Annotated in this window: 18 protein-coding genes; 12 read left to right on the top strand and 6 right to left on the bottom strand. The window is 72.1% G+C overall.

The features are described 5' to 3' along the window. Nucleotides 1-151: 151 nt before the first annotated feature. A complete protein-coding gene (locus F1721_RS14775; RefSeq protein WP_150067228.1) occupies nucleotides 152-1,468 on the bottom strand; it encodes an MFS transporter in 1,317 nt (438 codons plus the stop codon). Nucleotides 1,469-1,498: 30 nt separating this feature from the next. Beyond that, nucleotides 1,499-2,290, bottom strand: coding sequence for a 3-hydroxybutyrate dehydrogenase (locus F1721_RS14770; protein ID WP_150067227.1), 792 nt, complete (start codon nucleotides 2,288-2,290; stop codon nucleotides 1,499-1,501). 172 nt (nucleotides 2,291-2,462) lie between these two features. Between F1721_RS14770 and F1721_RS14765 the strand changes: the two genes are divergently transcribed. From F1721_RS14765 to F1721_RS14720, 10 genes are all read left to right on the top strand, one after another. Continuing rightward, nucleotides 2,463-2,774, top strand: coding sequence for a hypothetical protein (locus F1721_RS14765; RefSeq protein WP_150067226.1), 312 nt, complete (start codon nucleotides 2,463-2,465; stop codon nucleotides 2,772-2,774). A gap of 122 nt (nucleotides 2,775-2,896) precedes the next feature. After that, nucleotides 2,897-3,625: a PIG-L deacetylase family protein gene (locus F1721_RS14760; protein WP_150067225.1), complete on the top strand. Its 729-nt coding sequence runs from the start codon at nucleotides 2,897-2,899 to the stop codon at nucleotides 3,623-3,625. A 33-nt stretch (nucleotides 3,626-3,658) separates the two neighbouring features. After that, the gene (locus tag F1721_RS14755) at nucleotides 3,659-4,591 is read left to right on the top strand and encodes a hypothetical protein (protein ID WP_150067224.1); all 933 of its coding nucleotides are present in this window, start codon (nucleotides 3,659-3,661) and stop codon (nucleotides 4,589-4,591) included. Nucleotides 4,592-4,705: 114 nt separating this feature from the next. Continuing rightward, nucleotides 4,706-5,452, top strand: a complete 747-nt coding sequence (locus tag F1721_RS14750) for a hypothetical protein (protein ID WP_150067223.1) — start codon at nucleotides 4,706-4,708, stop codon at nucleotides 5,450-5,452. A 479-nt stretch (nucleotides 5,453-5,931) separates the two neighbouring features. Beyond that, entirely contained in the window at nucleotides 5,932-7,329 is a 1,398-nt protein-coding gene (locus F1721_RS14745) for a serine/threonine-protein kinase (RefSeq protein WP_150067222.1), read from the top strand. A gap of 205 nt (nucleotides 7,330-7,534) precedes the next feature. Further along, the gene (locus tag F1721_RS14740; protein ID WP_150067221.1) at nucleotides 7,535-9,061 is read left to right on the top strand and encodes a serine/threonine-protein kinase; all 1,527 of its coding nucleotides are present in this window, start codon (nucleotides 7,535-7,537) and stop codon (nucleotides 9,059-9,061) included. 56 nt (nucleotides 9,062-9,117) lie between these two features. Beyond that, entirely contained in the window at nucleotides 9,118-9,510 is a 393-nt protein-coding gene (locus F1721_RS14735; RefSeq protein WP_150067220.1) for a BlaI/MecI/CopY family transcriptional regulator, read from the top strand. Next, a complete protein-coding gene (locus tag F1721_RS14730) occupies nucleotides 9,507-10,400 on the top strand; it encodes a M48 family metalloprotease (RefSeq protein WP_150067219.1) in 894 nt (297 codons plus the stop codon). Before F1721_RS14735 ends, F1721_RS14730 begins: the two co-directional genes overlap by 4 nt. A 74-nt stretch (nucleotides 10,401-10,474) precedes the next feature. Continuing rightward, nucleotides 10,475-11,191 carry an ABC transporter ATP-binding protein gene (locus F1721_RS14725; protein ID WP_150067218.1) on the top strand — a complete coding sequence of 239 codons (717 nt, stop codon included), beginning with the start codon at nucleotides 10,475-10,477 and terminating at the stop codon, nucleotides 11,189-11,191. After that, the gene (locus F1721_RS14720; protein ID WP_150067217.1) at nucleotides 11,188-12,633 is read left to right on the top strand and encodes an ABC-2 family transporter permease; all 1,446 of its coding nucleotides are present in this window, start codon (nucleotides 11,188-11,190) and stop codon (nucleotides 12,631-12,633) included. The genes F1721_RS14725 and F1721_RS14720 overlap by 4 nt, the downstream gene beginning before the upstream one ends. A gap of 398 nt (nucleotides 12,634-13,031) precedes the next feature. Here the strand turns inward: F1721_RS14720 and F1721_RS14715 are convergent, their stop codons facing one another. Beyond that, nucleotides 13,032-13,925 (bottom strand): LysR family transcriptional regulator, encoded by an 894-nt coding sequence (locus tag F1721_RS14715; RefSeq protein WP_150067216.1) that lies wholly within the window; start codon nucleotides 13,923-13,925, stop codon nucleotides 13,032-13,034. A gap of 157 nt (nucleotides 13,926-14,082) precedes the next feature. Here F1721_RS14715 and F1721_RS14710 point away from each other — a divergent pair, with 157 nt between their 5' ends. After that, nucleotides 14,083-15,159 carry a DMT family transporter gene (locus tag F1721_RS14710; protein ID WP_150067215.1) on the top strand — a complete coding sequence of 359 codons (1,077 nt, stop codon included), beginning with the start codon at nucleotides 14,083-14,085 and terminating at the stop codon, nucleotides 15,157-15,159. A 4-nt stretch (nucleotides 15,160-15,163) separates the two neighbouring features. Here F1721_RS14710 and F1721_RS14705 read toward each other — a convergent pair whose 3' ends face one another. After that, on the bottom strand, nucleotides 15,164-16,579 hold the full coding sequence (locus tag F1721_RS14705) for an MFS transporter (RefSeq protein WP_170301485.1): 1,416 nt from the start codon (nucleotides 16,577-16,579) through the stop codon (nucleotides 15,164-15,166). A gap of 108 nt (nucleotides 16,580-16,687) precedes the next feature. Between F1721_RS14705 and F1721_RS14700 the strand changes: the two genes are divergently transcribed. Next, nucleotides 16,688-17,686, top strand: coding sequence for an Lrp/AsnC family transcriptional regulator (locus F1721_RS14700; RefSeq protein ID WP_150067213.1), 999 nt, complete (start codon nucleotides 16,688-16,690; stop codon nucleotides 17,684-17,686). 204 nt (nucleotides 17,687-17,890) lie between these two features. On the opposite strand, the gene F1721_RS14695 is transcribed toward F1721_RS14700, so the two are convergent. Next, a complete protein-coding gene (locus tag F1721_RS14695; protein WP_150067212.1) occupies nucleotides 17,891-18,574 on the bottom strand; it encodes a response regulator in 684 nt (227 codons plus the stop codon). Between the two features lie 37 nt (nucleotides 18,575-18,611). Further along, nucleotides 18,612-19,847, bottom strand: a complete 1,236-nt coding sequence (locus tag F1721_RS14690; protein WP_150067428.1) for an ATP-binding protein — start codon at nucleotides 19,845-19,847, stop codon at nucleotides 18,612-18,614. Between the last annotated feature and the right edge of the window lie 298 nt (nucleotides 19,848-20,145).

The following is a 20,145-nucleotide window of genomic DNA, read 5'->3' as shown; positions in this document are numbered from 1 at the left end:
TGCGCCTGCGGCGCATGCGACGCCTAAAGATTGGTGCCGGTCGCCCTCCGCGGTCACTGTTCACCGCCGAAAGCGGCTGGCGCCGCTTGCCTGACGATGACCACTCCGCGAACCCTCCTCGCCACCTCCGCCTCGCACAGATTCGCCCGGGTCAGACGCCGTGGTCGGCGGCCAGGTCGCGCTCGCGGGTCTCCGGGGAGCGCACCACCGCGACGATGGTGACCAGCGAGCACAGGGCCACGTAGATCGAGATCGGCACGGCCGAGGCGAAGCCCGCCAGCAGCGCGGTCGCGATGATCGGGGCCAGCGAACCGGCCACGATCGACGCCAGCTGGTAGCCGATCGACGCCCCCGAGTACCGCACGCGGGTGCCGAACAGCTCCGCGAAGTACGCGGCCTGCGGGCCGTACATCGCGCCGTGGAACACCAGGCCGAGGGTGGTGGCGAGGGTGATCACGAAGAACGACTTGGTGTCCAGCAGGGTGAAGAACGCGAACGCCCAGACCCCGGTGCCGATCGCGCCCACCAGGTACACCGGCCGCCGCCCGACCCGGTCCGACAGCGCGCCCCACAGCGGGATGCTGATGAAGTGCACCACCGCGGCGATCAGCGACGCGTTCAGCGCCACCGCCCGCGGCAGCTCCAGGAACGTCGCGACGTAGGTGAGCACGAACGAGGTCAGCACGTAGTAGACGACGTTCTCCGCGAACCGCGCGCCCATCGCCGTGAGGACCTCGCTGCGGTACCGGCGGAGCACCTCCAGGATCGGCGGCTTGTCCGCCGCGCCCTGCTCGGCCGCCTTCCTCGCCGCTTCCAGGAACACCGGCGACTCCGCGACCGCCAACCGCACCCACAGGCCGATCAGCACCAGCACCCCGGACAGCAGGAACGCGATCCGCCACCCCCAGGCCAGGAACGCCTCGTCGCTCTGCACCGCGGCCAGCACCGCCAGCACCGCGGTGCCCAGCAGGTTGCCCAGCGGCACGCCCGCCTGCGGCCAGGACGCCCAGAAACCGCGGTTCGCGGCGGAACCGTGCTCGGAGACGATGAGCACCGCCCCGCCCCACTCGCCGCCGATCGCGAAGCCCTGCACCAGGCGCAGCGCGGTCAGCAGCAGCGGGGCGGCCACCCCGATCGCCTGGTACGTGGGCAGCAGGCCGATCAGGAACGTCGCGCCGCCCATCATGATCAGGCTCAGCACCAGCAGCTTCTTGCGGCCGAGCCGGTCGCCGTAGTGGCCGAACACCAGCCCGCCCAGCGGCCGCGCGATGAACCCGACGGCGTAGGTGATGAAGGCCAGCATGGTGCCCACGAGCGGGTCGTGCGCCGGGAAGAACAGCTTGTTGAACACCAGCGCGGCCGCCGAGCCGTAGAGGAAGAAGTCGTACCACTCGACGGTGGTGCCGACCAGGCTCGCCACCACCACGCGAGCGGTGGACGATCTCGCCGGAGATGATTCGGTTGCCATCGCGGTGTCCTCTCTGCCGACCCGGGATCCTCAGTTCGCGGTCCAGCCGCCGTCGATGGAGAACGAGGCGCCGCTGACGGACGCCGTGCCGGGTCCGCACAGCCAGAGCGCGAGGTCGGCCACCTCGGCTGGCTCCACCAGGCGCTTCACCGGGGTGCGCGACAGCAGGACGTCCTCCACCACCTGGGCCTCGGGGACCCGGTGCAGCCGTGCCTGCTCGGCGACCTGGCGCTCCACCAGCGGGGTGCGCACGAAGCCCGGGCACAGGCAGTTCGAGGTCACGCCGTACGCCGCGCCCTCCAGCGCGATCGACTTGGACAGCCCTTCGATGGCGTGCTTGACCGTCACGTACGCGCTCTTGTACGGCGAGGCGCGCAGGCCGTGCACGGACGAGATGTTGATGATCCGCCCCCAGCCGCGGCTGTACATGCCCGGCAGCGCGGCGCGCACGATCCGGAACGGCGACTCGACCATCACCCGCAGCATGCTGCTGAAGACGTCGGCCGGGAACTCGTGGATCGGTGCCACGTGCTGCATGCCCGCGTTGTTGACCACGATGTCGGCGCGGCCGCCGAGCTCCGCGGCGGCCTCCGGGTCGTCGAGGTCGACCACCAGCGCTTCGGCGCCGACCTCGGCGGCCAGCGCTTCGACCTTGGCCGCGGCCCGGTCGACGGCGACGACCTCCGCCCCGGCGGTCGCCAACCGCCGCGCCACCGCGGCGCCGATCCCGCTGGCCGCTCCGGTGACCAAGGCCCGCTTGCCCGCCAGCCCCGGGGCGGGCTCGGTGTCGGTTCGATCCGGTTCGGTCGAGCGATCACTCATAGCCTTCAGAACCTAGGCGTGACTCGGGTCTCAATCCAGGGGCTGAGCGCAACCTTTTCCGATGGCCGCCGACGCCCCGGGCCAGCACCTCGGAGCACTCCCGCGGCCCCGGGTCGGAGATTCAGGGATATCACCCATACCGGGCAGCACCGGGACAAGGCAGACTGTGCTCATGGTTGCTCTAGTGGCCTTCCTCGTGACACTCGCCGCCGTGCTCGCCGCCGCCGGGCACGCGGGCTATCTCGCGATGCTGAGCTCCGCCGCGAAGAAGCGGGCCGGCGGTCAGCCCGCCGCCGACTTCGCCAAGAAGCGGTTCCCCATCGCCGGGGTCGGCCTGGGCGTGACGCTGCTGGCGTTCCTGATCGCCGCGGGCGGCGGGGTCGGCGCGGACATCTTCGCGATGATCCTGGGCGCGGGCGGCGGGCTCGGCTCGCTCAAGGCGCTCCAGACCTCGCAGAGCCGTTTCCGCAACGGCCAGTACTGATCGGCGACTCATCGCTGGGTCGTTCGGGGGAACTCAACCCGCCGAACGACCCACACCGATCACTCAGCGCACATAGGCGACCCCGCTCCGGAGTTGACCTGGCTGCACCGTAGGCTGTGACCATGACCACTCCGTCGGGCACGGCTGCGGTGTTCCAGCGCGCTCTCGTGGTCACCGCGCACCCCGACGACGTCGACTTCGGCTCCGCGGGCACCGTGGCATCCTGGGTCGCCGCCGGCGCGGAGGTCACCTACTGCATCTGCACCTCGGGTGATGCGGGCGGTTTCGACGACACCCCGCGCGAGGACGTTCCCCGCCTGCGGCAGGACGAGCAGCGGGCCGCCGCAGCCGCCGTCGGCGTCACCGACGTGCGCTTCCTCGGCTACCAGGACGGGCAGGTCGTCGCGGACCTCGGGCTGCGCCGGGACATCGCGAAGGTGATCCGCGAGGTCCGGCCGCACCGGGTGATCACGCACTCCCCGGAGATCAACTGGGCGCACCTGCCGGTGTCGCACCCGGACCACCGCGCGGTCGGCGAGGCCGCGCTGGCCGCCGTCTACCCGGACGCCCGCAACGCCTTCGCCTTCCCCGAGCTGCTCGACGCCGGGCTCGAACCGTGGACCGTGGGCCAGCTGTGGCTGTCCGAGTGCCCCGAGGAGCGGGTCAACCACGCGGTCGACATCACCGACCACTTCGACGCCAAGCTCGCCGCGCTGTCCGCGCACCGCTCGCAGACCGCGCACCTCCCCGACCTGCCGGGCACGATCGGCCGGCACCTGACCCGAACGGCCGAGCGGCACGGCATGCCCGGCCGGTTGGCCGAGGCCTTCCACGTAGTCGACACGGCGTGACTCCCCGCGAGTCGCAGGAAGTCGAGACCTCCGATGCACAGCGGCAGAACCCTCGGCTGGAGCGGCCAGCTTGACTGGCCGCCGGCCCCGGAAACCCCGACGCGCGGTCGGCACCGCAAGACCGGGTCGGCGGTCGGCTGGACGCCGGCGCCCCGCGCCGCGACCCCGCACGCGCTCGACCCGATGGTGGACACCGCGCCGGTCGGGGGCCTGCACAAGTTCGACCTGGGCATGGTGCCCGCCTCGGTCACCCCGCCGCGCAGCTGGCGGCAGGCGGCGTGGTTCGCGATCGCCTCGTCGGCGGCGGCGCTGGGCGGGCTGGTGCTGGTCACCTCGATGCTGGCGAGCAGCACGACGAAGGTGGAGGGGCTGGACCTGCCGGGGATGCCCCGCGGTGGCGAGTACCCGCCGCTGCTGTCGGACGGGGACCGGGACCGGTACTTCCTCACCGGCGATCCGACGCGACCGGAGGCGGTGCGCCCGACCGGCTCGGTGCTGCCGGTGGCCCCCACCAGCGGAGCGGCTCCGGCCCCGGGCACGAGCGCGGTCCCCGGACTGCCGGACGAGGGCACCGGGACGCCGGGCACCGGGACGGCCGATCCGACCCCGCCCACGACGACCACGCGCCCCCGCACCACCGAGATGCCGCAGCTGCTGTCGTTCACCGACACGGAGGGGATGAAGCAGCGCAGCGACGACTACTACGCCGCGATCGCGCGCGGTGACCTGCGCTCGGCGTACGCGCTGACCACCGGGCGGTTGCGCGACGAGGGCTACGAGTCCTTCGCCGCCAGGTACTCCGGGGCCGAGTCGGTCGAGGTCGTCGACGTCTACGTCACCCCGACCAGCACGGTGCACACGCTGCGGATGACCGCGCCGGACGGCTCGGTGCAGACCCAGCGGCGCGAGCTGCGCTACGCGCGGGGCGAGAAGCCGCTGATCAACTCGGACGTGCGGCTCTCCTGACGGTCACGGATGGTGCTCGGCACTGCTCCGTTCGGTGACAGCGCTCCGCCCCTTCCGGTGAACTCGGCGGAACCCCTTCCCGCGCGGGGGTGCGCCGGGGTACGTCTTCACGGCGTGGAGACTCCCCCGTCCGGCCGTCGGCGCGATCACCATGCCCCGGACTCGATCAGCGTCGCCGAGCTGATCCGCCGCACCCCGCTCTCGATCAAGCACGAGCGGCTCGCCGAACTCCTGCCGGACGACGACACCTCGGGCGCCCCGCCGCTGGCCGGGCGGATCGCCTTCGGCGTGATGGGGGTGCTGCTGTTGCTGGGCGCGGCGGCCGCCACCTCGACGATCGTCGCGCACCCCGCCGACGTGCCCCGCCCCGCCGCGGCCGCGCCGATCGAGGGCGGGCTCGCGCTCCGCCCGGACCTGGTGCGGGACGCGCGCTGGCCGTTCGCCGACAACGGCGGCTTCGCCGAGACCGCGCCGGGGGAGGACGCCGTCGAGCGGCCGGAGGCCCCGCAGCTGATGACCGCCAACCCGGAGGCGGGCAGCGGCAAGTCGGCGCGCGACGTGGTCGAGGAGTTCTACCGCCGCCTGCCGGAGGACGCCGCCGGAGCGATGGCGCTGGTGGACCCGGAGCTGGTGGCCGGGCAGCAGAACTCGCTGGTGCGCGCGTGGCGGGAGGCCGCGTCGGTGCACGTCGACCCCGCGGTGCGGGTCGAGCCGGATGGCGCGGTGCTGGCCGAGGTGGCCGTGCTGTACCCGACGGGCGACCGCGTTGACCTGCACCAACGGCTGACCGTCGAGTCGGACTCCAACCCGCGGATCACCGGTGTGGAGCTGCTGCGCGCCAAGCACACCACGTCGCGCTGAGTCACCCGTCGGCTCCGCTGGAGACAACAATGCGGCAACGACCGGTGCCCGCCGGAATCCCGCAGCGCGGACCGGGGCGAACCGGACAGCCCTGATCTGGTTGCCGGGAGCAACCTGTTCGGTCCGTCAGACGGGTGGTGCGCCGGACCCGCCACGACCAACATCACCTGCGCAAACAGCTGTGAGAAGGGACCCGATCGGGCGACCGTCGTGGCGTCGGCGAGTAACGTCGGGAAAGGTTGCGCAGATCTTTTCCAGTTCGGACCTACGCCGATACGGCGTCGGCTAGGCTCCCGTAGCGCGGTTCGGTCACCGGCCCATCCGGCCAACCCGGTCCGCGCTGAGAACGTGTACATGTCGGAGGACCGGAGCCGGTCCGCCAAATCCGCCGATGTCCGGTGGGGCACGCGCACCGGGACCCAGTGTCCCGGATGATCGCGGATCCCGCTGGGCATCGATAGCAGTACGGGGAGACGTCGGTGAGCGACGAAGGTCGCCTGGTCGCCGGACGCTACCGAGTGCAGCGACGCATCGGCAGTGGCGCGATGGGCGTGGTGTGGGAGTGTGTGGACGAACGCCTGCACCGCACGGTCGCGGTCAAGCAGTTGCTCCTGCAGCCCGGATTGGATCCGGGTGAGGCCGAGGAAGCGCGGCAGCGGGCTATGCGGGAAGGCCGGATCGCGGCCCGACTCCAGCACCCGAACGCCATCTCGGTCTACGACGTGGCTGAGGACGAGGGTCAGCCGGTCCTGGTCATGGAGTACCTGCCCTCCACCAGCCTCGCGGCGATGATGTCCGAGCACGGGCCGCTGCCGCCGCGCGAGGTGGCGCGGATCGGCGCTCAGGTCGCCTCGGCGCTCGGCGCCGCGCACGCGGCGGGCGTGGTGCACCGCGACATCAAGCCGGGCAACATCCTGCTCGGCGACAACGGCGACGTGAAGATCACCGACTTCGGCATCTCGCGGGCGCAGGGCGACGTTCAGGTCACCAAGACCGGGATGCTCGCGGGCACGCCCGCCTACCTGTCGCCGGACGTGGCGATGGGCCAGGAGCCGACGCCCGCCTCGGACGTGTTCTCGCTCGGGGCGACGCTGTACGCCGCGATCGAGGGCCACCCGCCGTTCGGCCTGAACGAGAACACCCTCGCGCTGCTGCACGCGGTGGCCGCGGGCAAGGTCGAGCCGCCGCAGCAGGCCGGGCCGATGACCCACCCGCTGCTGGCGATGATGGCCAACCGCGTCGAGGACCGGCCGGACATGGCGCAGGTCCGGGAGATGCTGCAGGCGGTGGCCGACGGCGGGTCGGCGAGCTCGATCCCGACCGTGGCCGCGCCGATCCCGCCCGCGCTGGCGCCGGAGCCCGGCCCGGAGCAGCCGACCAGCGTGGTCGGCCAGGAGGGCACCGCGGTCGCCTACTACGAGGACGACCCGTACTCGGAGCGGCCGTACGAGGACGCCACCTCGTACATGGGCGCGGACACCCGCGGTGACGCGGCGATCTACGAGAAGCCGCGCAAGAGCAAGCGGCCGGTGGTGATCTCGGGCATCGCGCTGGTCGCGGTCGCGGTGATCGCGGTGCTGGTGACCTCGGCGCTGATGAACAACCAGCAGCCGGAGAACACCGGGAACATCCCGACCAGCGAGGCCCCGCCGATGCTGCCGCCCCCGCCGGAGACGACCAGCGAGGAGCCGACGCCGACCACGCAGCACCGGCCGACCACCTCGCGGGAGGACCCGGAGACCTCGGAGCGGCCGACGTCCTCGCAGCGGCCGACCTCCTCGCAGAAGCCGACGACGGTCTCGTCCGAACCGCAGGAGGAGCCGACCACGCAGCCGTCGGACTCCGAATCTGGTTCGGGTTCGAGTTCGAACAACTGAGGCAGATCGCGACGATCAGCACCGGCCGGGGCGCGCACCGCGAGGTGGGCGCCCCGGCCGGTGCTCTTGGTCGCCCCGGTGTGTACCGGTGTGCGAGGTGCCCAGTAACGTTGCACACCGTTGGGTGAAAGCTGGCCACGGGGGTCCGGTCAGTCCGCAATCGGAATAGGCAGTTCAGGCAGCAGAGCCAGTACCAGGAGAACCTGTGAGCGCCGAAGGTCGTTTGATCGCAGGCCGGTACCGCTTGCAGCAGCAGATCGGCAGCGGCGCCATGGGAGTGGTGTGGCAAGCCGTCGACGAGCGTCTGCACCGCACGGTCGCGGTGAAGCAGCTGTTGCTGCAGCCCGGCTACACCCCCGAGGAGACCGAAGAAGCCCGTCAGCGGTCGATGCGCGAGGGCCGCATCGCCGCCCGCCTGCAGCACCAGAACGCGATCGTGGTGTTCGACGTGGCGGAGGACGAGGGCCAGCCGGTGCTGGTCATGGAGTACCTGCCCTCGCGGAGCCTGGCGTCGGTCATCGACGAGCAGGGCGTCCTGCCGCCGCTGCAGGTGGCCCGGATCGGCGTGCAGGTGGCCGGGGCGCTGGCCGCCGCGCACATGGCGGGCATCGTGCACCGCGACCTGAAGCCGGGCAACGTCCTGCTCGGCGACAACGACATCGCCAAGATCACCGACTTCGGCATCTCCCGGGCGATCGGGGACGTGGCGGTCACCAAGAGCGGCATCCTGGCGGGCACCCCCGCGTACCTGGCGCCGGAGGTGGCGCTCGGGCGCGATCCGGCGCCCGCCTCGGACGTCTTCTCGCTGGGTTCGACGCTGTACGCGGCGATCGAGGGCGGTCCGCCGTTCGGCACCGACGAGAACGCGATCAGCCTGCTGCACCGGGTGGCGCGCGGGCAGTTCGACCCGCCGCGGCAGGCCGGGCCGATGACACCTGCGCTGATGCAGATGCTGCGGCCGGACCCGGTGGACCGGCCGACCATGGCGCAGGCCCGCGACCTGCTGCAGGCGGTGCTCGACGGCCGCCCGATCCCGAACGCCTCGCCGAGCGCGGGCTGGCAGCGGCCCGCGGCGGCCCCGTCGCACACCCCGCCTGCGGGCACCCGGGTGGGGCCGCCGACCGCGGCCAACCCGCCGACGATGGTCGGTGGCGCGGTCCCGGCCGCCGAGGCCGCCCCGCGGCGCAACTACAAGCAGGCGGCGCTGTGGGTGGTGGCGATCGTGGTCGCGGTGCTCGTGGGGGTGCTCGCCGCGAACGCCTTCGGGGACAACTCCTCGCAGGGCCAGCCGGAACCGTCGCAGCCGCCCGCCCCGCAGTCCGAGGTCGCTCCGCCCACGTCGGCGGCGCCCACCACCTCCGCCGCGGCCACCACGACCAGCGCGCCGCCGACCACGACCACCACCGCGGCGACGACCACGGCGGAGCAGCCGTCGCCGGAGGAGGTCGTGTCGGTGGTGAAGCGGTACTACTCGCTGGTGCCCAAGAAGCTGGACCAGGCCTGGAAGCTGCTCGGCCCGAAGCTGCAGGAGCAGGGCAAGGACAGCTACGAGTCGTTCTGGAAGAGCATCGACGACGTGAAGATCATCGGCGAGCCGGTGCGGTCCGGTTCGAACGTGATCGTCACGCTGCAGTTCACCAAGGACGGCAACAAGCTGGTCGAGCAGCACGTCCTCGGCATGGCCACCACCCCGGACGGCAAGCCGCTGATCAACACCGACAAGCGGAACTGACGCCGGTCCGCGCGAGGCGGCCGGGCTCACCCGACCGAACTGCTATCCTCTGTAGCATGTCGACGTCGCGGCGCGGCCTGGCCGCTCACTTCGGGCCGCTGGAGCTGGCCATCCTGGAGGTGCTCTGGGGCGGCGGCGAGATGGACGTGGCCGAGTGCGTCCGGCGGCTGCGCGGTGACCAGGCCTACACCACCGTGAAGACGGTGATGGAGCGCCTCGTCGTCAAGGGCTTCCTGGCCCGGCGCAAGGAAGGCCGCCAGTACGTGTACTGGCCCGCCCGGCCCCGCGCCGAGGTCGAGCAGGCGGTGGCGGCCGAGCAGGTCCGGCAGCTGGTGGACGGGTTCGGCGACCTCGCGGTGGCGAACTTCGTCCGAGCGGTGCGCGAGGACGCTGACCAGCTCGCGCAGGTGCGCGCGCTGCTGGCGGAGATCGAGGACGACCCGCGGTGAGCACCGGCCTGCTGGGATATCCGCAGATCGTGGTGACGATCTGGGGCCCGCTGGCGACGATCGCCCTGTGGCGCGCGGCGAGACCGGTCACCCGCCGCCTGCCGCCGCGCGAGCGGTTCGTCCTCGCCGTGCTGACCGCCGTGACACCGCTGCTGGCGATGTCGGTGCCGTACCTGCCGGGCAGCCCCGCGCGGGACCTGCCGTGGCGGGCGCCGCACGCCTGGGGGATCACCAACTACGTCTTCCACGTCGACCGGCAGGACGTGGTGGGCACGGCGGCCGCGCACCTCTTCCACGCGCTCTGGGTCCTGCCGTTCGCCTCGCTGGCCGCGTCGTTCGCGATCGGAGCGGTGCAGGTGGTCCGCACCGCGCGACGTGTCGCCGCGCTGGCGCCCGAGCGGAACGGCGAGGTGTGGCTGGTGCACTCCGACCAGATGGCGTGCACCGTCGGACTGCTGCGGCCGCGCATCCTCCTCGGCTCGGCGGTGCCGGCCGCGCACGTGCCCGCGATCGTCGCGCACGAGCGCGTGCACGCGAAGGCTCGCCATCCACTGTGGATATTCGTGGCCACCTGCTCGCTGCGGGCGTGGTGGTGGATCCCGGGATGGCGCGCGGTGCTGGACGAAGCGCGGCTCGCGGCCGAGCTCTGGGCGGACCAAGGAGCGCGCGAGACGCGGGGCGCTGGCGCCGTGGCCAAGGCTCTGCTCGCCCAGCTCGACGTAGCCAGCAGTCCGGCGGAGGCGAGCAGCGGGTTCGCCGCCCACCGCAGCGAACTCGCGCACCGGGCGCGCGCTCTGGCCGCGCCGCCGCGCGAGATCCCGGCTCCGCAGCTGTGGTTGGCCCGCGCGACCGGCGGGCTGGCCATCGCACTCGTGATCGTCCTGCTGTGAGCTGATCGCCCCCGACGAACAGCATTCGCACACCTCGACTTGCTACACGTCGTAGCAGAAAGGAAGAACCGCTGATGCACAACGCCGAAGTGCCCGTGGTCCGCACCGCGGGGCTGTCCAAGACGTTCGGCCGCACCCCCGCGGTGGAGTCCGTCGACCTCCACGTGCGCCCGGGCCGGATCTACGGCCTGCTCGGGCCGAACGGCGCGGGCAAGTCCACCACGCTCAAGATGGTCCTCGGGCTGCTGCCGCCCAGCTCGGGCGAGATCCAGCTGTTCGGACGGCCGTGGAGCCGCCAGGCCCTGTCCCGCATCGGGGCGAGCATCAACGGCCCCAGCTTCTACGGGCACCTGTCCGCGCGGCAGAACCTGATGGTCCACGCGCACCTGCTCGGCGTGTCCGGGGCCGAGGTCGACCGGGTGCTGGCCGCGGTCGACCTGCACGGCTCCGGCCGCAAGAAGGCCAAGAGCTTCTCCGTCGGGATGCAGGGGCGGCTGGCGCTGGCGATGGCGATGCTGGGCGACCCGGAGCTGCTCGTGCTGGACGAACCGCAGAACGGTCTCGACCCCGAGGGAACGGCGGCGTTGCGCGCGATGTTGCGCCGCTTCACCGAAACCGGGCGCACCATCGTGCTGTCCAGCCACCTGCTCTCCGAGGTCGCCTCCCTCGCCGACGACATCGGGTTGATCGCCGCGGGACAGCTGCGCTACCAGGGCGGCATCGCCGAGTTCGCACCGGACGGCGACCTGGAACGCGCCTACTTCGCGCTGACCGGCGGGGTGCGGGCATGACGACGATCGGGCTGCCCCGCACCCTCCGCGCCGAGTTCGCCGTCTGGCGGCGCGGAGCCGTGGCCCGCCTGCCGCTGAGCGGGCTGGCGTTCGGCCTGGTCGCCATCGCGCTGTTCTTCGCGGCCGGGACCGAGGTCTCCTGGTCCGGTGCGCTCGGCTTCCAGAACCTGTGGGCGGTGTTCGCCGGGCCGATGCTCACCGCGCTGCTCGTGGCCACCGCGGCGCGCGTCGAGAACGCCTCCCGGGGTGGCGGCACCTGGTACCGGCCGGTGCGCCCGGGCTTCCGGCGGCTGAGCCGGTTCACCGTCCTGGCCACCCGTTCGCTGCTGCTGAACGCGCTCGCCGTCCTCCCGCTGGTGCTGGTCATCGGCGCGCTGTCCGATCCGACCTCGATCCCGTGGGGCCGCACGGCCGCGATCATCGTCGTGCTCTGGGCGTCCCAGCTCGGCGTGCTGTCGCTGCTGCTGTGGCTGTCCCTGCACGTGGGATGGCTGGTGGTGCTCGGCGCGGGTCTGATGTGGACGGTGCTCGGGGTCGTGCTCGCCGAATCGCCGTCCTGGGCGGCACTTCCGTTCACCTGGCTCGTCCGGGGCGTGCTGCCGCTGATCGGCACGCACGCCAACGGCATCGCGCTGGAGCCCGGCGCCGCTCTCGCCGCTGCTTCGCCGTGGCCACCCACAATGCTCGGCGCGGCGTTGGCGGTGCCCTTCCTGCTGCTGCCCCGAATCCGCACGGCGACCCGGGCCCCGCGGTCGAAGCCGGTCGAACCGCAGCTTCGCTGGACGAGCGCCGAGGTGGAACGTCCCGGCCGTCCCCGCGTTCTGGCGGCGGTGGTGGTGATCCTGCGCGGGACCGCGCTGCGGTGGCTGTGCCCGGCGGCCGTCGCACTGATCGGGGTGTGGCTGACCTGGCACGATCCGGGCCGCAGCGTCGAGCTCTTCACCCTGGTGGTGCTGCCGATCGGCACCCTCGTGTTGGGTCTGCTCGCCTGGTACGCCTGCGCCCCCGGCTGGCGGGCCACCGCCGCCCGCTCGACCGGCACCACCAAACCCGCCCTCGCGCTGACCGGTGTCGCGATCGGCATCACCGCAGCGGTGTCGGTGGCCAGCGCCGCGGTCTACCTGGTCGCTGGCCTGCCGCTGGCCGACGCCGGTTCAATCGCGCTCACCGGCACCGCGGTCGGCGCGATGCTCACCGCGTTCAGCCTCTGGCTGGCCATCCGCACCTCGTTCGCGACCGCGGTGGCCGTCGGGGTCGTCGGCGTCCTCGCCGGGATCCTGATCGGCGGCACCGAGATGCAGCGAACGCTGTGGCCGCTCGTCCCGTGGGCGTGGGCGGACCTCCTCGACCGGATGCTGATCACGGTCCCGGTCTCCATCGCGGCCGCGGCCGCTCTCGGCTTCGCCATCGCCACCGCAGCCCGGCGAGCCGCCAGCCGCTGATCAGCTCGCCACCTGCATCGGCAAGGCGGCAGTACCGGAGGATCGGTGGTGATACCCGGGCCGGGTTGGTGAGGATTGGTGCGGTGGGGTGCGGGGCTGGTCTTGGGTTCGAAGCGGTAGGTGGTTGCCCTGGGGTGATGCAATTTCAATCGAAATTGCAGTCGTCACCACCCCTCCGACAGCGGTGATATCGGAGTCGTCGCCACCCCTCGGCCGGGCCACGACTGCGGTCGACCGACGGAACCAGGACCCTGATCGCACGGCCGTCGTCCCGGTGGTGAGTGCAGAGACTTCTCACGAAATCGGCTCGCTGCTGTGAAGAGCGACCGCTTCGACGGCTGAGAGAGCAGGCACGACACGGTGCCCGCATGGCGCAGCTCCACCATGCGGGCACCTGATCAGCTCGCGACCTCGTGGAGGGTCGCGAGGAGGGACTTGGTGGCCGGGCGGTCGGCGACCGCTTCGCGGACCGCTGCGTACAGGCGGCGGACCGGTTCCGGTCGGCGGACCGCCCGGACCACCACTCCCGGGTGCACCACGTCGAGGCCCAGGCGCGGCACCAGCGCCACGCCCAGCTCGGCGGCGACGAAGCCCTGCGCCGAGTAGCTCCCGTCGGTCTCCAGCGCCACCTTCGGCTTGAAACCCGCGCTGGCGTAGGCCTCCTGGAGCAGCTGGGCGCAGATGTCGTCGCTGGACACCGCACTGTTCACCCACGGCTCGGCGGCCAGCTGGGCCAGGTCGATGCAGTCCTGCTCGGCCATCGGGTGGTTCTTCGGCAGCACCACCCGGTACGGGTCGTCGCCGAGGTGCACGAACCGCACGCCGCGCCGCTCGGGCACCCGGCTGCCGACCACCACGATCGCCACGTCCGACTCGCCAGCGGCCAGGTCGTCGACCAGGCCCACCTCCTGCATCTGCAGGTCCAGCTGCACCTCCGGGTGCTCGGCGCGGAACTTGGCGACCGCGGCCGGGATCAGCCCCACCGAGGCGGTGTGGAAGAACCGCACCCGGAGCAGACCGGTGCGCCCGGCGCGGATGTCGGCCAGCTCGACCTCCGCGCTGCTGAGCAGCTCGGAGATCTGCCCGGCCCGCTCCGCCAGCAGCATCCCGGCCGGGGTCGGCTTGAGCCCGCGGCCGACCTTCTCCAGCAGCGGCACGCCCGCTTCCCGCTCGAGCGTGGACAGCTGCTGGCTGATCGCCGACGGGGTGTAGCCGAGGTTCGTCGCGGCGGCGCTGACCGACCCGCTGGTGACCACGGCGCGCAGGACCTGCATGCGGCGTACGTCCAACATGCTCCCGATCCTACAGCAGATCTGAAACGTTCGTTGATTTTATTTCACTTGTCCTTACGCGCGGTCTGGCGGAACGTAGAGGGCGAGCGAACGGTTCGGCAAGCGCCGAAGCAACCACCACCTACCGTCCCGGCGAATCCGCGAAACCGGAGAGGCCATGAACAACCCGACGAACTACTTCCGACTCGGCGCTCTGGCGCTGCTGTGGGGATCCAGCTTCCTGCTGATCAAGCTGGCCCTGGAGGCGCTCGCGCCCACGCAGATCGCGCTGACGCGCATCGTGCTCGGCGCGCTGGTGCTGCTGGCGCTGTGCGCGGTGCGCGGGTTGCGGATCGGCCGCGACCGCGCGGTCTGGCGGCACGTCGCGGTCGCCGCGCTGTTCGGCAGCACTCTGCCGTGGGTCCTGTTCGGGATCGGCGAGCAGACTGTCGACTCCGGGCTGACCGGGGTGCTGAACGCGACCACTCCACTGTGGACCGTGCTGTTCGGGGTGCTGGTCACCCGCGAGGCACCGCCCCCGGCCCGGCTCGGCGGGCTGCTGCTCGGCTTCCTCGGCGTGCTGCTGATCTTCGCGCCGTGGCAGGGCACCGGCATGCTCAGCTGGGGAGTGCTCGCCTGCCTCGGCGCGGCGGTCAGCTACGGGATCTCGTACGTCTACATCGGACGGAAGCTGACCGGCCAGCACGGTCTGCCGCCGCTGGTGCTGGCCGCGATGCAGATGATCGCGGCCACCGGGTACGCCGTCGTGGCGCTGCCGCTGGACGGCCTGCGCCCGGTGCACTGGGGCCTGCTCGCGCTGGTCTCGGTCGCCGTGCTGGGCATCTTCGGCACCGGCCTCGCGTTCGCGCTGAACTACCGGATCATCAGCGACGAGGGCGCCACCACCGCCTCGACGGTGACCTACCTGATGCCGATCGTCTCGGTCCTGCTCGGCTGGTGGCTGCTCGGCGAGGAGCTGGGCCTGCGAATCCTGCTGGGCATGGCGGTCGTGCTGGTCGGCGTGCTGCTGACCCGCCGCTCGCCCACCACCCGAACCACTGCCGTCCCCACCACCGTTCAGGAGGAGAAGATGTCGGAAGGAAACCGCACCGGAGCCACCGCGGTCGAGCCGCGCACCAGGACCGAGGAGCTCCCGCCGATCGCCCCGCCGAAGGGCTGGGCCCGGTTGCACCTCGCCCTGATGCGCGGCTCCCAGCTCTACGCCGAGCTGGCCACCAACCACCCGATGAAGTGACCGATCACGCCGGCTGGTCGTCGCGAGTCCTCGCGGCGGCCGGTTCGGCGTGCATGGCCTCCAAGCTCCGCCCCGCGGTGCGCAGCCCCAGCAGCGCGAGCACCACGGCGCCGACCAGCAGGAGTCCGCACAGCATCGCGAAAACACCGGCGAACCCGAGGTCGTCGTGCAGGTAGCCGATCGCCACCGGCGCCATGATCGCCCCGACCCGCGCGGTCGCGCTGGCCAGCCCCATCCCGGTCGCCCGGGACTCGGTCGGGTAGATCTCGGAGGTGTAGGCGTACAGCGGACCGGCGACGCCGTTCATGAAGAACGAGAGCGCGACGACGAAGCAGAAGATCGCCACCTCGTCCTCCGCGGTGGCCAGCCCGGCCGCGCAGGCGATGGAGCCGCCCATGAACGCCACGATCGTCCACTTCCGGTCGATGCGCTCGCTGATGGCGGCGGCCAGGTAGTAGCCGGGGATCTGCGCGACGGCGCTGGCCAGCGCGAACGAGAAGCTCTTGGTGATCGTGAAGCCCTTGAGCACCAGGAGCGTGGGCAGCCAGGTCCCGTAGCCGTAGTGCGTGGCCTGGATGGCGAACCACAGCACGCACACCACTCCGGTGCGCACCGCGAGGCCCGGCCCCCACAGCGCGGCGAACTGCCGCAGCACGTTCCGCCGGGGCGCGGGTTCGCGGGCCGGTGCGGTCGCCGCCGGTACCGGTGGCAGCTGACCGTTGACCGCGGTTTCGCGCTCGAAGCGCTCGACGATCGCGGCGGCTTCCTCGATGCGGCCCTGGCTGATCAGGAAGCGCGGTGACTCCAGCAGATCCCGGCGCCACCAGAGCAGCAGCAGGACGGGAGCGACGCAGATGAGGCACGCGATGCGCCACCCCGGCTCCGGGTTCGGGCTGATCACGGTGACCGCGGTCAGCCCGGCCAGCACGTAGCCGAAACCGAGGAACAGCATCGTGTTGCCGATGTTGCGGCCCCGGTTGCGGGTGGGCAGGAACTCCGAGATGTAGGGCACGATCATGGTGGCCTCGGCGCCGATGCCGATCCCGCTGAGCACCCGCCAGAGGATCAGCTCCCCCGGGCTGTTCGCGGTCGCCGCGACGACCGTGAACACCACGTAGACCAGCAGCGCGTACATCAGCACGCGCCGCCGCCCGATCCGGTCGGCCAGCACGCCCGCGACCAGCGCGCCGATCAGGTAGCCGATGAACACCGAGGCCAGCAGCCACCCGGCCAGGCCGGAGCCGACCGACCAGATGGCGACCACGGCCGAGGCCGCGTAGCCGAGCAGCACGGCGTCGTAGGACTCGAAGAGGTAGCCGAGCCCGCCCTGCAGCATCAACCGGCGATGCGGTCTGCCGACCGGGAGCCGGTCCAGGCGGGCGAGGAGTTCCGTACCAGTGGGCTGGGGTGCGGCGGTCACCAGCGCCTCCTTCCATCCGGGTGGCGGCATGGTCGGTGAACGCGGCGCAAGCGTTGTCGGATGTCGGGGAATCCGTCATGATCCCCGGCTGTGACGCGGAAAACGGTCATGCTGAGCGAGTCGGACCTGGCGCTGGTGAACGCGCTGCAGGTCTGGCCGCGGGCGCCGTGGTCCGCGGTGGCCACCTCGCTGGGCGTCCGCTCGGCGGACGCGGTGGCCCGGCGCTGGGAGCGGCTCGCCGAGCGCGGTGACGCCTGGACGACCGCGTACTTCCGCGCGCTGTCCACCGGCGGCTGCGTCGCGCTGGTGACGGCCCGGTGCCGACCGGGCACCAAGGAGCAGGTCGCGGCCACCCTCGCCGAGGACTCGTGCTGCATCTCCGTGGAGATCACCGCCGGGACGCAGGACCTGCTGCTCACCGTGGCCGCGCAGGACCTCGAAGCGCTCAACCACTACCTGGTGCAGCACGTCGAGCAGGTCCACGGCCTGACCGCCACCACGACCGCACTGGTCACCCGGTTCTACAGCGAGGGGGCGAACTGGCGGCTGCACGCGCTGGGCGCTTCGGCGCACGCCGCGCTGGATCCCGGCTTCGGCCAGCAGTCCGCGTCGTCGATCACCTTCACCGGCCTGGACCGGAAGCTGGCGGGCCTGCTGTCCGCGGACGGCCGCACCTCCTACGCCCAGCTCGCCGAGGAGGCCGGGACCAGCCAGGCCACCGCCCGCCGCCGGGTCACCGCGATGCTGCGCTCGCGCGTGCTCGCGCTGCGCTGCGAGGTGGCCGCGCCGCTGGTCGGGCTGCCGGTCACCGCCACCTTGCGCGGGCGGGTCGCCGCGCTCGACGTGGACCGCGTCGGGGCCGGGCTGGCCGGGCTCTCGCCGGTCCGGATGTGCGCGGCGGTCACCGGCGAGCACAACCTGGTCGCCACGGTCTGGCTGCCGTCGATCAGCGCGGTCCAGCAGTTCGAGCAGGTCGCGACGCGGAACTTCCCGGCCCTCGTCGTGCACGACACGCTGGTGAACCTGCGGACGGTCAAGCGCATGGGACGGCTCCTGGACCGCTCGGGCCGCGCCACCGGCTTCGTCCCGATGCGCGTCTGGGCCTAGGCGATGGTCAGTTGTCTCTTAAGCGGCGCAGCCGCTTAGCCCACCCCGCAAACTGGCACCGCCGCGGGTTCTCAGACGTCGCCTGGCGAGGACAGCCCGTTTGCCGTGTATTGGACATACATAAAAACGGGATCCCGCAGCCAGGCGGCGTCTGAGGTTCCGCTACCGGCACCGCCACGCAAAACGAGTTCGTCAGACAACCCCTCACACCAAGCGGCGGTCGGAGGCCCAGCGGGAGAGCTCGTAGCGGTTGGAGAGCTGGGTCTTGCGCAGGACGCTGGACACGTGCGTCTCCACCGTCTTGACGGAGATGAACAGCTCCGAGGCGATCTCCTTGTAGGCGTAGCCGCGCGCCAGCAGCCGCAGGACCTCGCGCTCGCGGGGCGTGAGCAGGTCCAGCTCGGGGTCGCCGACCGGGGCCGAATTCGGTCCCTCGGAGAAGGCGTCCAGCACGAAACCCGCCAGCCGCGGCGAGAACACCGCGTCCCCGGCGCGCACCCGCACGATCGCGTCGGCCAGCTCCCGGCCGGAGATGGTCTTGGTGACGTAGCCGCGGGCGCCGCCGCGGATCACCGCGATCACGTCCTCCGCGGCGTCGGACACCGACAGCGCCAGGAACACCACGTCCGGCTGCTGGCCGCGCACCTGGCGCAGCACCTCGGCACCGCCGCCGTCGGGCATGTGCACGTCCAGCAGGACGACTTCGGGCTTGTAGTGCGCGATCCCGGCGACGGCCTCGGCCACCGACCCGGCCTCGCCCACCACCTCGACCTGCTCGGCAGCGGCCAGCTCCGCGCGCACCCCGGTGCGGAACAGCGCGTGGTCGTCGACGAGGAACACCCGGACCCGGTGCGGGGCGGTGGTGTCTTCACCGGTCACGATCAACATCCTCCATCGCTGGGCTCGTCCGCAGCGTACGCGAACTTCACGCCGCTCTCGGCATTTCCATCTGCACCTCGGTGCCCTCGCCGGGCGAGGTGCGCACCTTGACCTTCCCGCCGTGCCGCTGCATGCGGCCGCGGATCGAATCGGCCAGGCCGTGCCGGTCGGCGGGCACGCTGGCCGGGTCGAACCCGGCGCCGCGGTCGCGGACGTACACCGAGACCTGCGAGGCCTCCACCTCCGCGTACACGCTCACCTCCGCGACCCCGGCGTGCTTGGCCGCGTTGACGACCGCCTCCCGGGCCGCGGCGAGCTGCGCGGACAACCGCTCGTCGAGGTCGCAGTCGCCGACCACGACCTGCTGGACCTTGATCGCGAAGCTGTCCTCGACCTCGCCGCAGATCCGGGTCAGCTCGGCGGAGAGGGTGGCCGCGGGCTTGTCCTCCACCGCCTGCCGCTGCGCGCCGTAGCCGTCCGGGCCGTACAGCCAGTTCCGCAGCTCGCGCTCCTGCCCGCGGGCCAGCCGCCGCACCTCGCGCTCGGACTCGGCCTGCTTCTGGATCAGCGCCAGCGTCTGCAGCACCGAGTCGTGCAGGTGAGCGGCGATCTCGGCGCGCTCCTGGGAGCGGATCCGGCTGGCCCGCTCGATGTTGAGGTCGCGCACCAGGCGCACCCACCACGGCACCGTCAGCACCGCGACACCGACCAGCGTCGCGCCCACCGCGAGCAGGGCGAAGCGCACCTCGTCCATCGACGTCGATCCGGCCAGCAGCACCACGATGCCCACCACGACCAGCGCCGCACCGGCCAGCACCCGGATCATGGCCGACCGGCCGCCACCGCCGAGCAGCGCGCCGACCACGTTGGTCCGCGCGCCCTGCCGCCAGCGGCGGCGCTGCGACTCGTCGGCCTCCCGCCACACCACGGCCGCCCCGACCAGCACCACCACCAGCGGCGCGCCCAGCCAGGTGGGCATCGAGATCAGACCGCCGACGGCCACCATCGCGCCGAGGCAGAGCAGGATCACGCCGAAGCCCTGCTGCCGCTCCTTGGTCGACACCGGCTTCTCGGCACCGGTGGACTGCGGCACGAACACCCACAGCAGCGAGTAGGCCAGGATGCCCGCCCCGCCGCACACCGCCAGCACCGCGAACCCGCCGCGCACCCAGAGCACCGGCACCCCGAGGTGCTCGGCCACCCCGCTGGCCACCCCGGCGACCAGTCGCCCGCTGCGGCGCCGCCGCAGCTGCGCCACGCTCTGCGGGCGCTGCTGGGCCATCGGCTGCGTGGCAGCCCCCGGCCCGGTGTCGCGCTGCTGGTTCAGCTGGTCTCTCACGACATCGATGGTCACACGCTCGCGCGCACGGGGGCATCAGGGACCGTCCCTGAGATCCTGTCGGCGAAGCCGTCCGCGCCTTCGGAAGCGGCGGCAGCCGCTTGGGCCACCTCGGCAAAGTGACCACCGGCGGGTTCTGAGCGGTTTCCCGGCGAGGACGGCCCCTCCGCCGTGCATTGGACATACATCAGGAGGGGCACCCGCAGTCCGGGGAAGCGCTCAGGTTCCGCCAAGCGACCAC

This window comes from Saccharopolyspora hirsuta (genome assembly GCF_008630535.1).
GTDB lineage: Bacteria > Actinomycetota > Actinomycetes > Mycobacteriales > Pseudonocardiaceae > Saccharopolyspora > Saccharopolyspora hirsuta.
The sequence above is the reverse complement of the archived record's forward strand: the minus strand, read 5'-3'. Positions and strand labels throughout refer to the sequence as shown.

What these genes read in the sequence shown, in the direction of transcription:
- F1721_RS14770 (WP_150067227.1), bottom strand. Translation starts at nt 2,290, where the DNA reads ATGAGTGATCGCTCGACCGAACCGGATCGAACCGACACCGAGCCCGCC.
- F1721_RS14775 (WP_150067228.1), bottom strand. Translation starts at nt 1,468, where the DNA reads ATGGCAACCGAATCATCTCCGGCGAGATCGTCCACCGCTCGCGTGGTG.
- F1721_RS14715 (WP_150067216.1), bottom strand. Translation starts at nt 13,925, where the DNA reads ATGTTGGACGTACGCCGCATGCAGGTCCTGCGCGCCGTGGTCACCAGC.
- F1721_RS14725 (WP_150067218.1), top strand. Translation starts at nt 10,475, where the DNA reads ATGCACAACGCCGAAGTGCCCGTGGTCCGCACCGCGGGGCTGTCCAAG.
- F1721_RS14720 (WP_150067217.1), top strand. Translation starts at nt 11,188, where the DNA reads ATGACGACGATCGGGCTGCCCCGCACCCTCCGCGCCGAGTTCGCCGTC.
- F1721_RS14690 (WP_150067428.1), bottom strand. Translation starts at nt 19,847, where the DNA reads ATGGCCCAGCAGCGCCCGCAGAGCGTGGCGCAGCTGCGGCGGCGCCGC.
- F1721_RS14765 (WP_150067226.1), top strand. Translation starts at nt 2,463, where the DNA reads ATGGTTGCTCTAGTGGCCTTCCTCGTGACACTCGCCGCCGTGCTCGCC.
- F1721_RS14760 (WP_150067225.1), top strand. Translation starts at nt 2,897, where the DNA reads ATGACCACTCCGTCGGGCACGGCTGCGGTGTTCCAGCGCGCTCTCGTG.
- F1721_RS14710 (WP_150067215.1), top strand. Translation starts at nt 14,083, where the DNA reads ATGAACAACCCGACGAACTACTTCCGACTCGGCGCTCTGGCGCTGCTG.
- F1721_RS14695 (WP_150067212.1), bottom strand. Translation starts at nt 18,574, where the DNA reads ATGTTGATCGTGACCGGTGAAGACACCACCGCCCCGCACCGGGTCCGG.
- F1721_RS14755 (WP_150067224.1), top strand. Translation starts at nt 3,659, where the DNA reads ATGCACAGCGGCAGAACCCTCGGCTGGAGCGGCCAGCTTGACTGGCCG.
- F1721_RS14735 (WP_150067220.1), top strand. Translation starts at nt 9,118, where the DNA reads ATGTCGACGTCGCGGCGCGGCCTGGCCGCTCACTTCGGGCCGCTGGAG.
- F1721_RS14700 (WP_150067213.1), top strand. Translation starts at nt 16,688, where the DNA reads ATGCTGAGCGAGTCGGACCTGGCGCTGGTGAACGCGCTGCAGGTCTGG.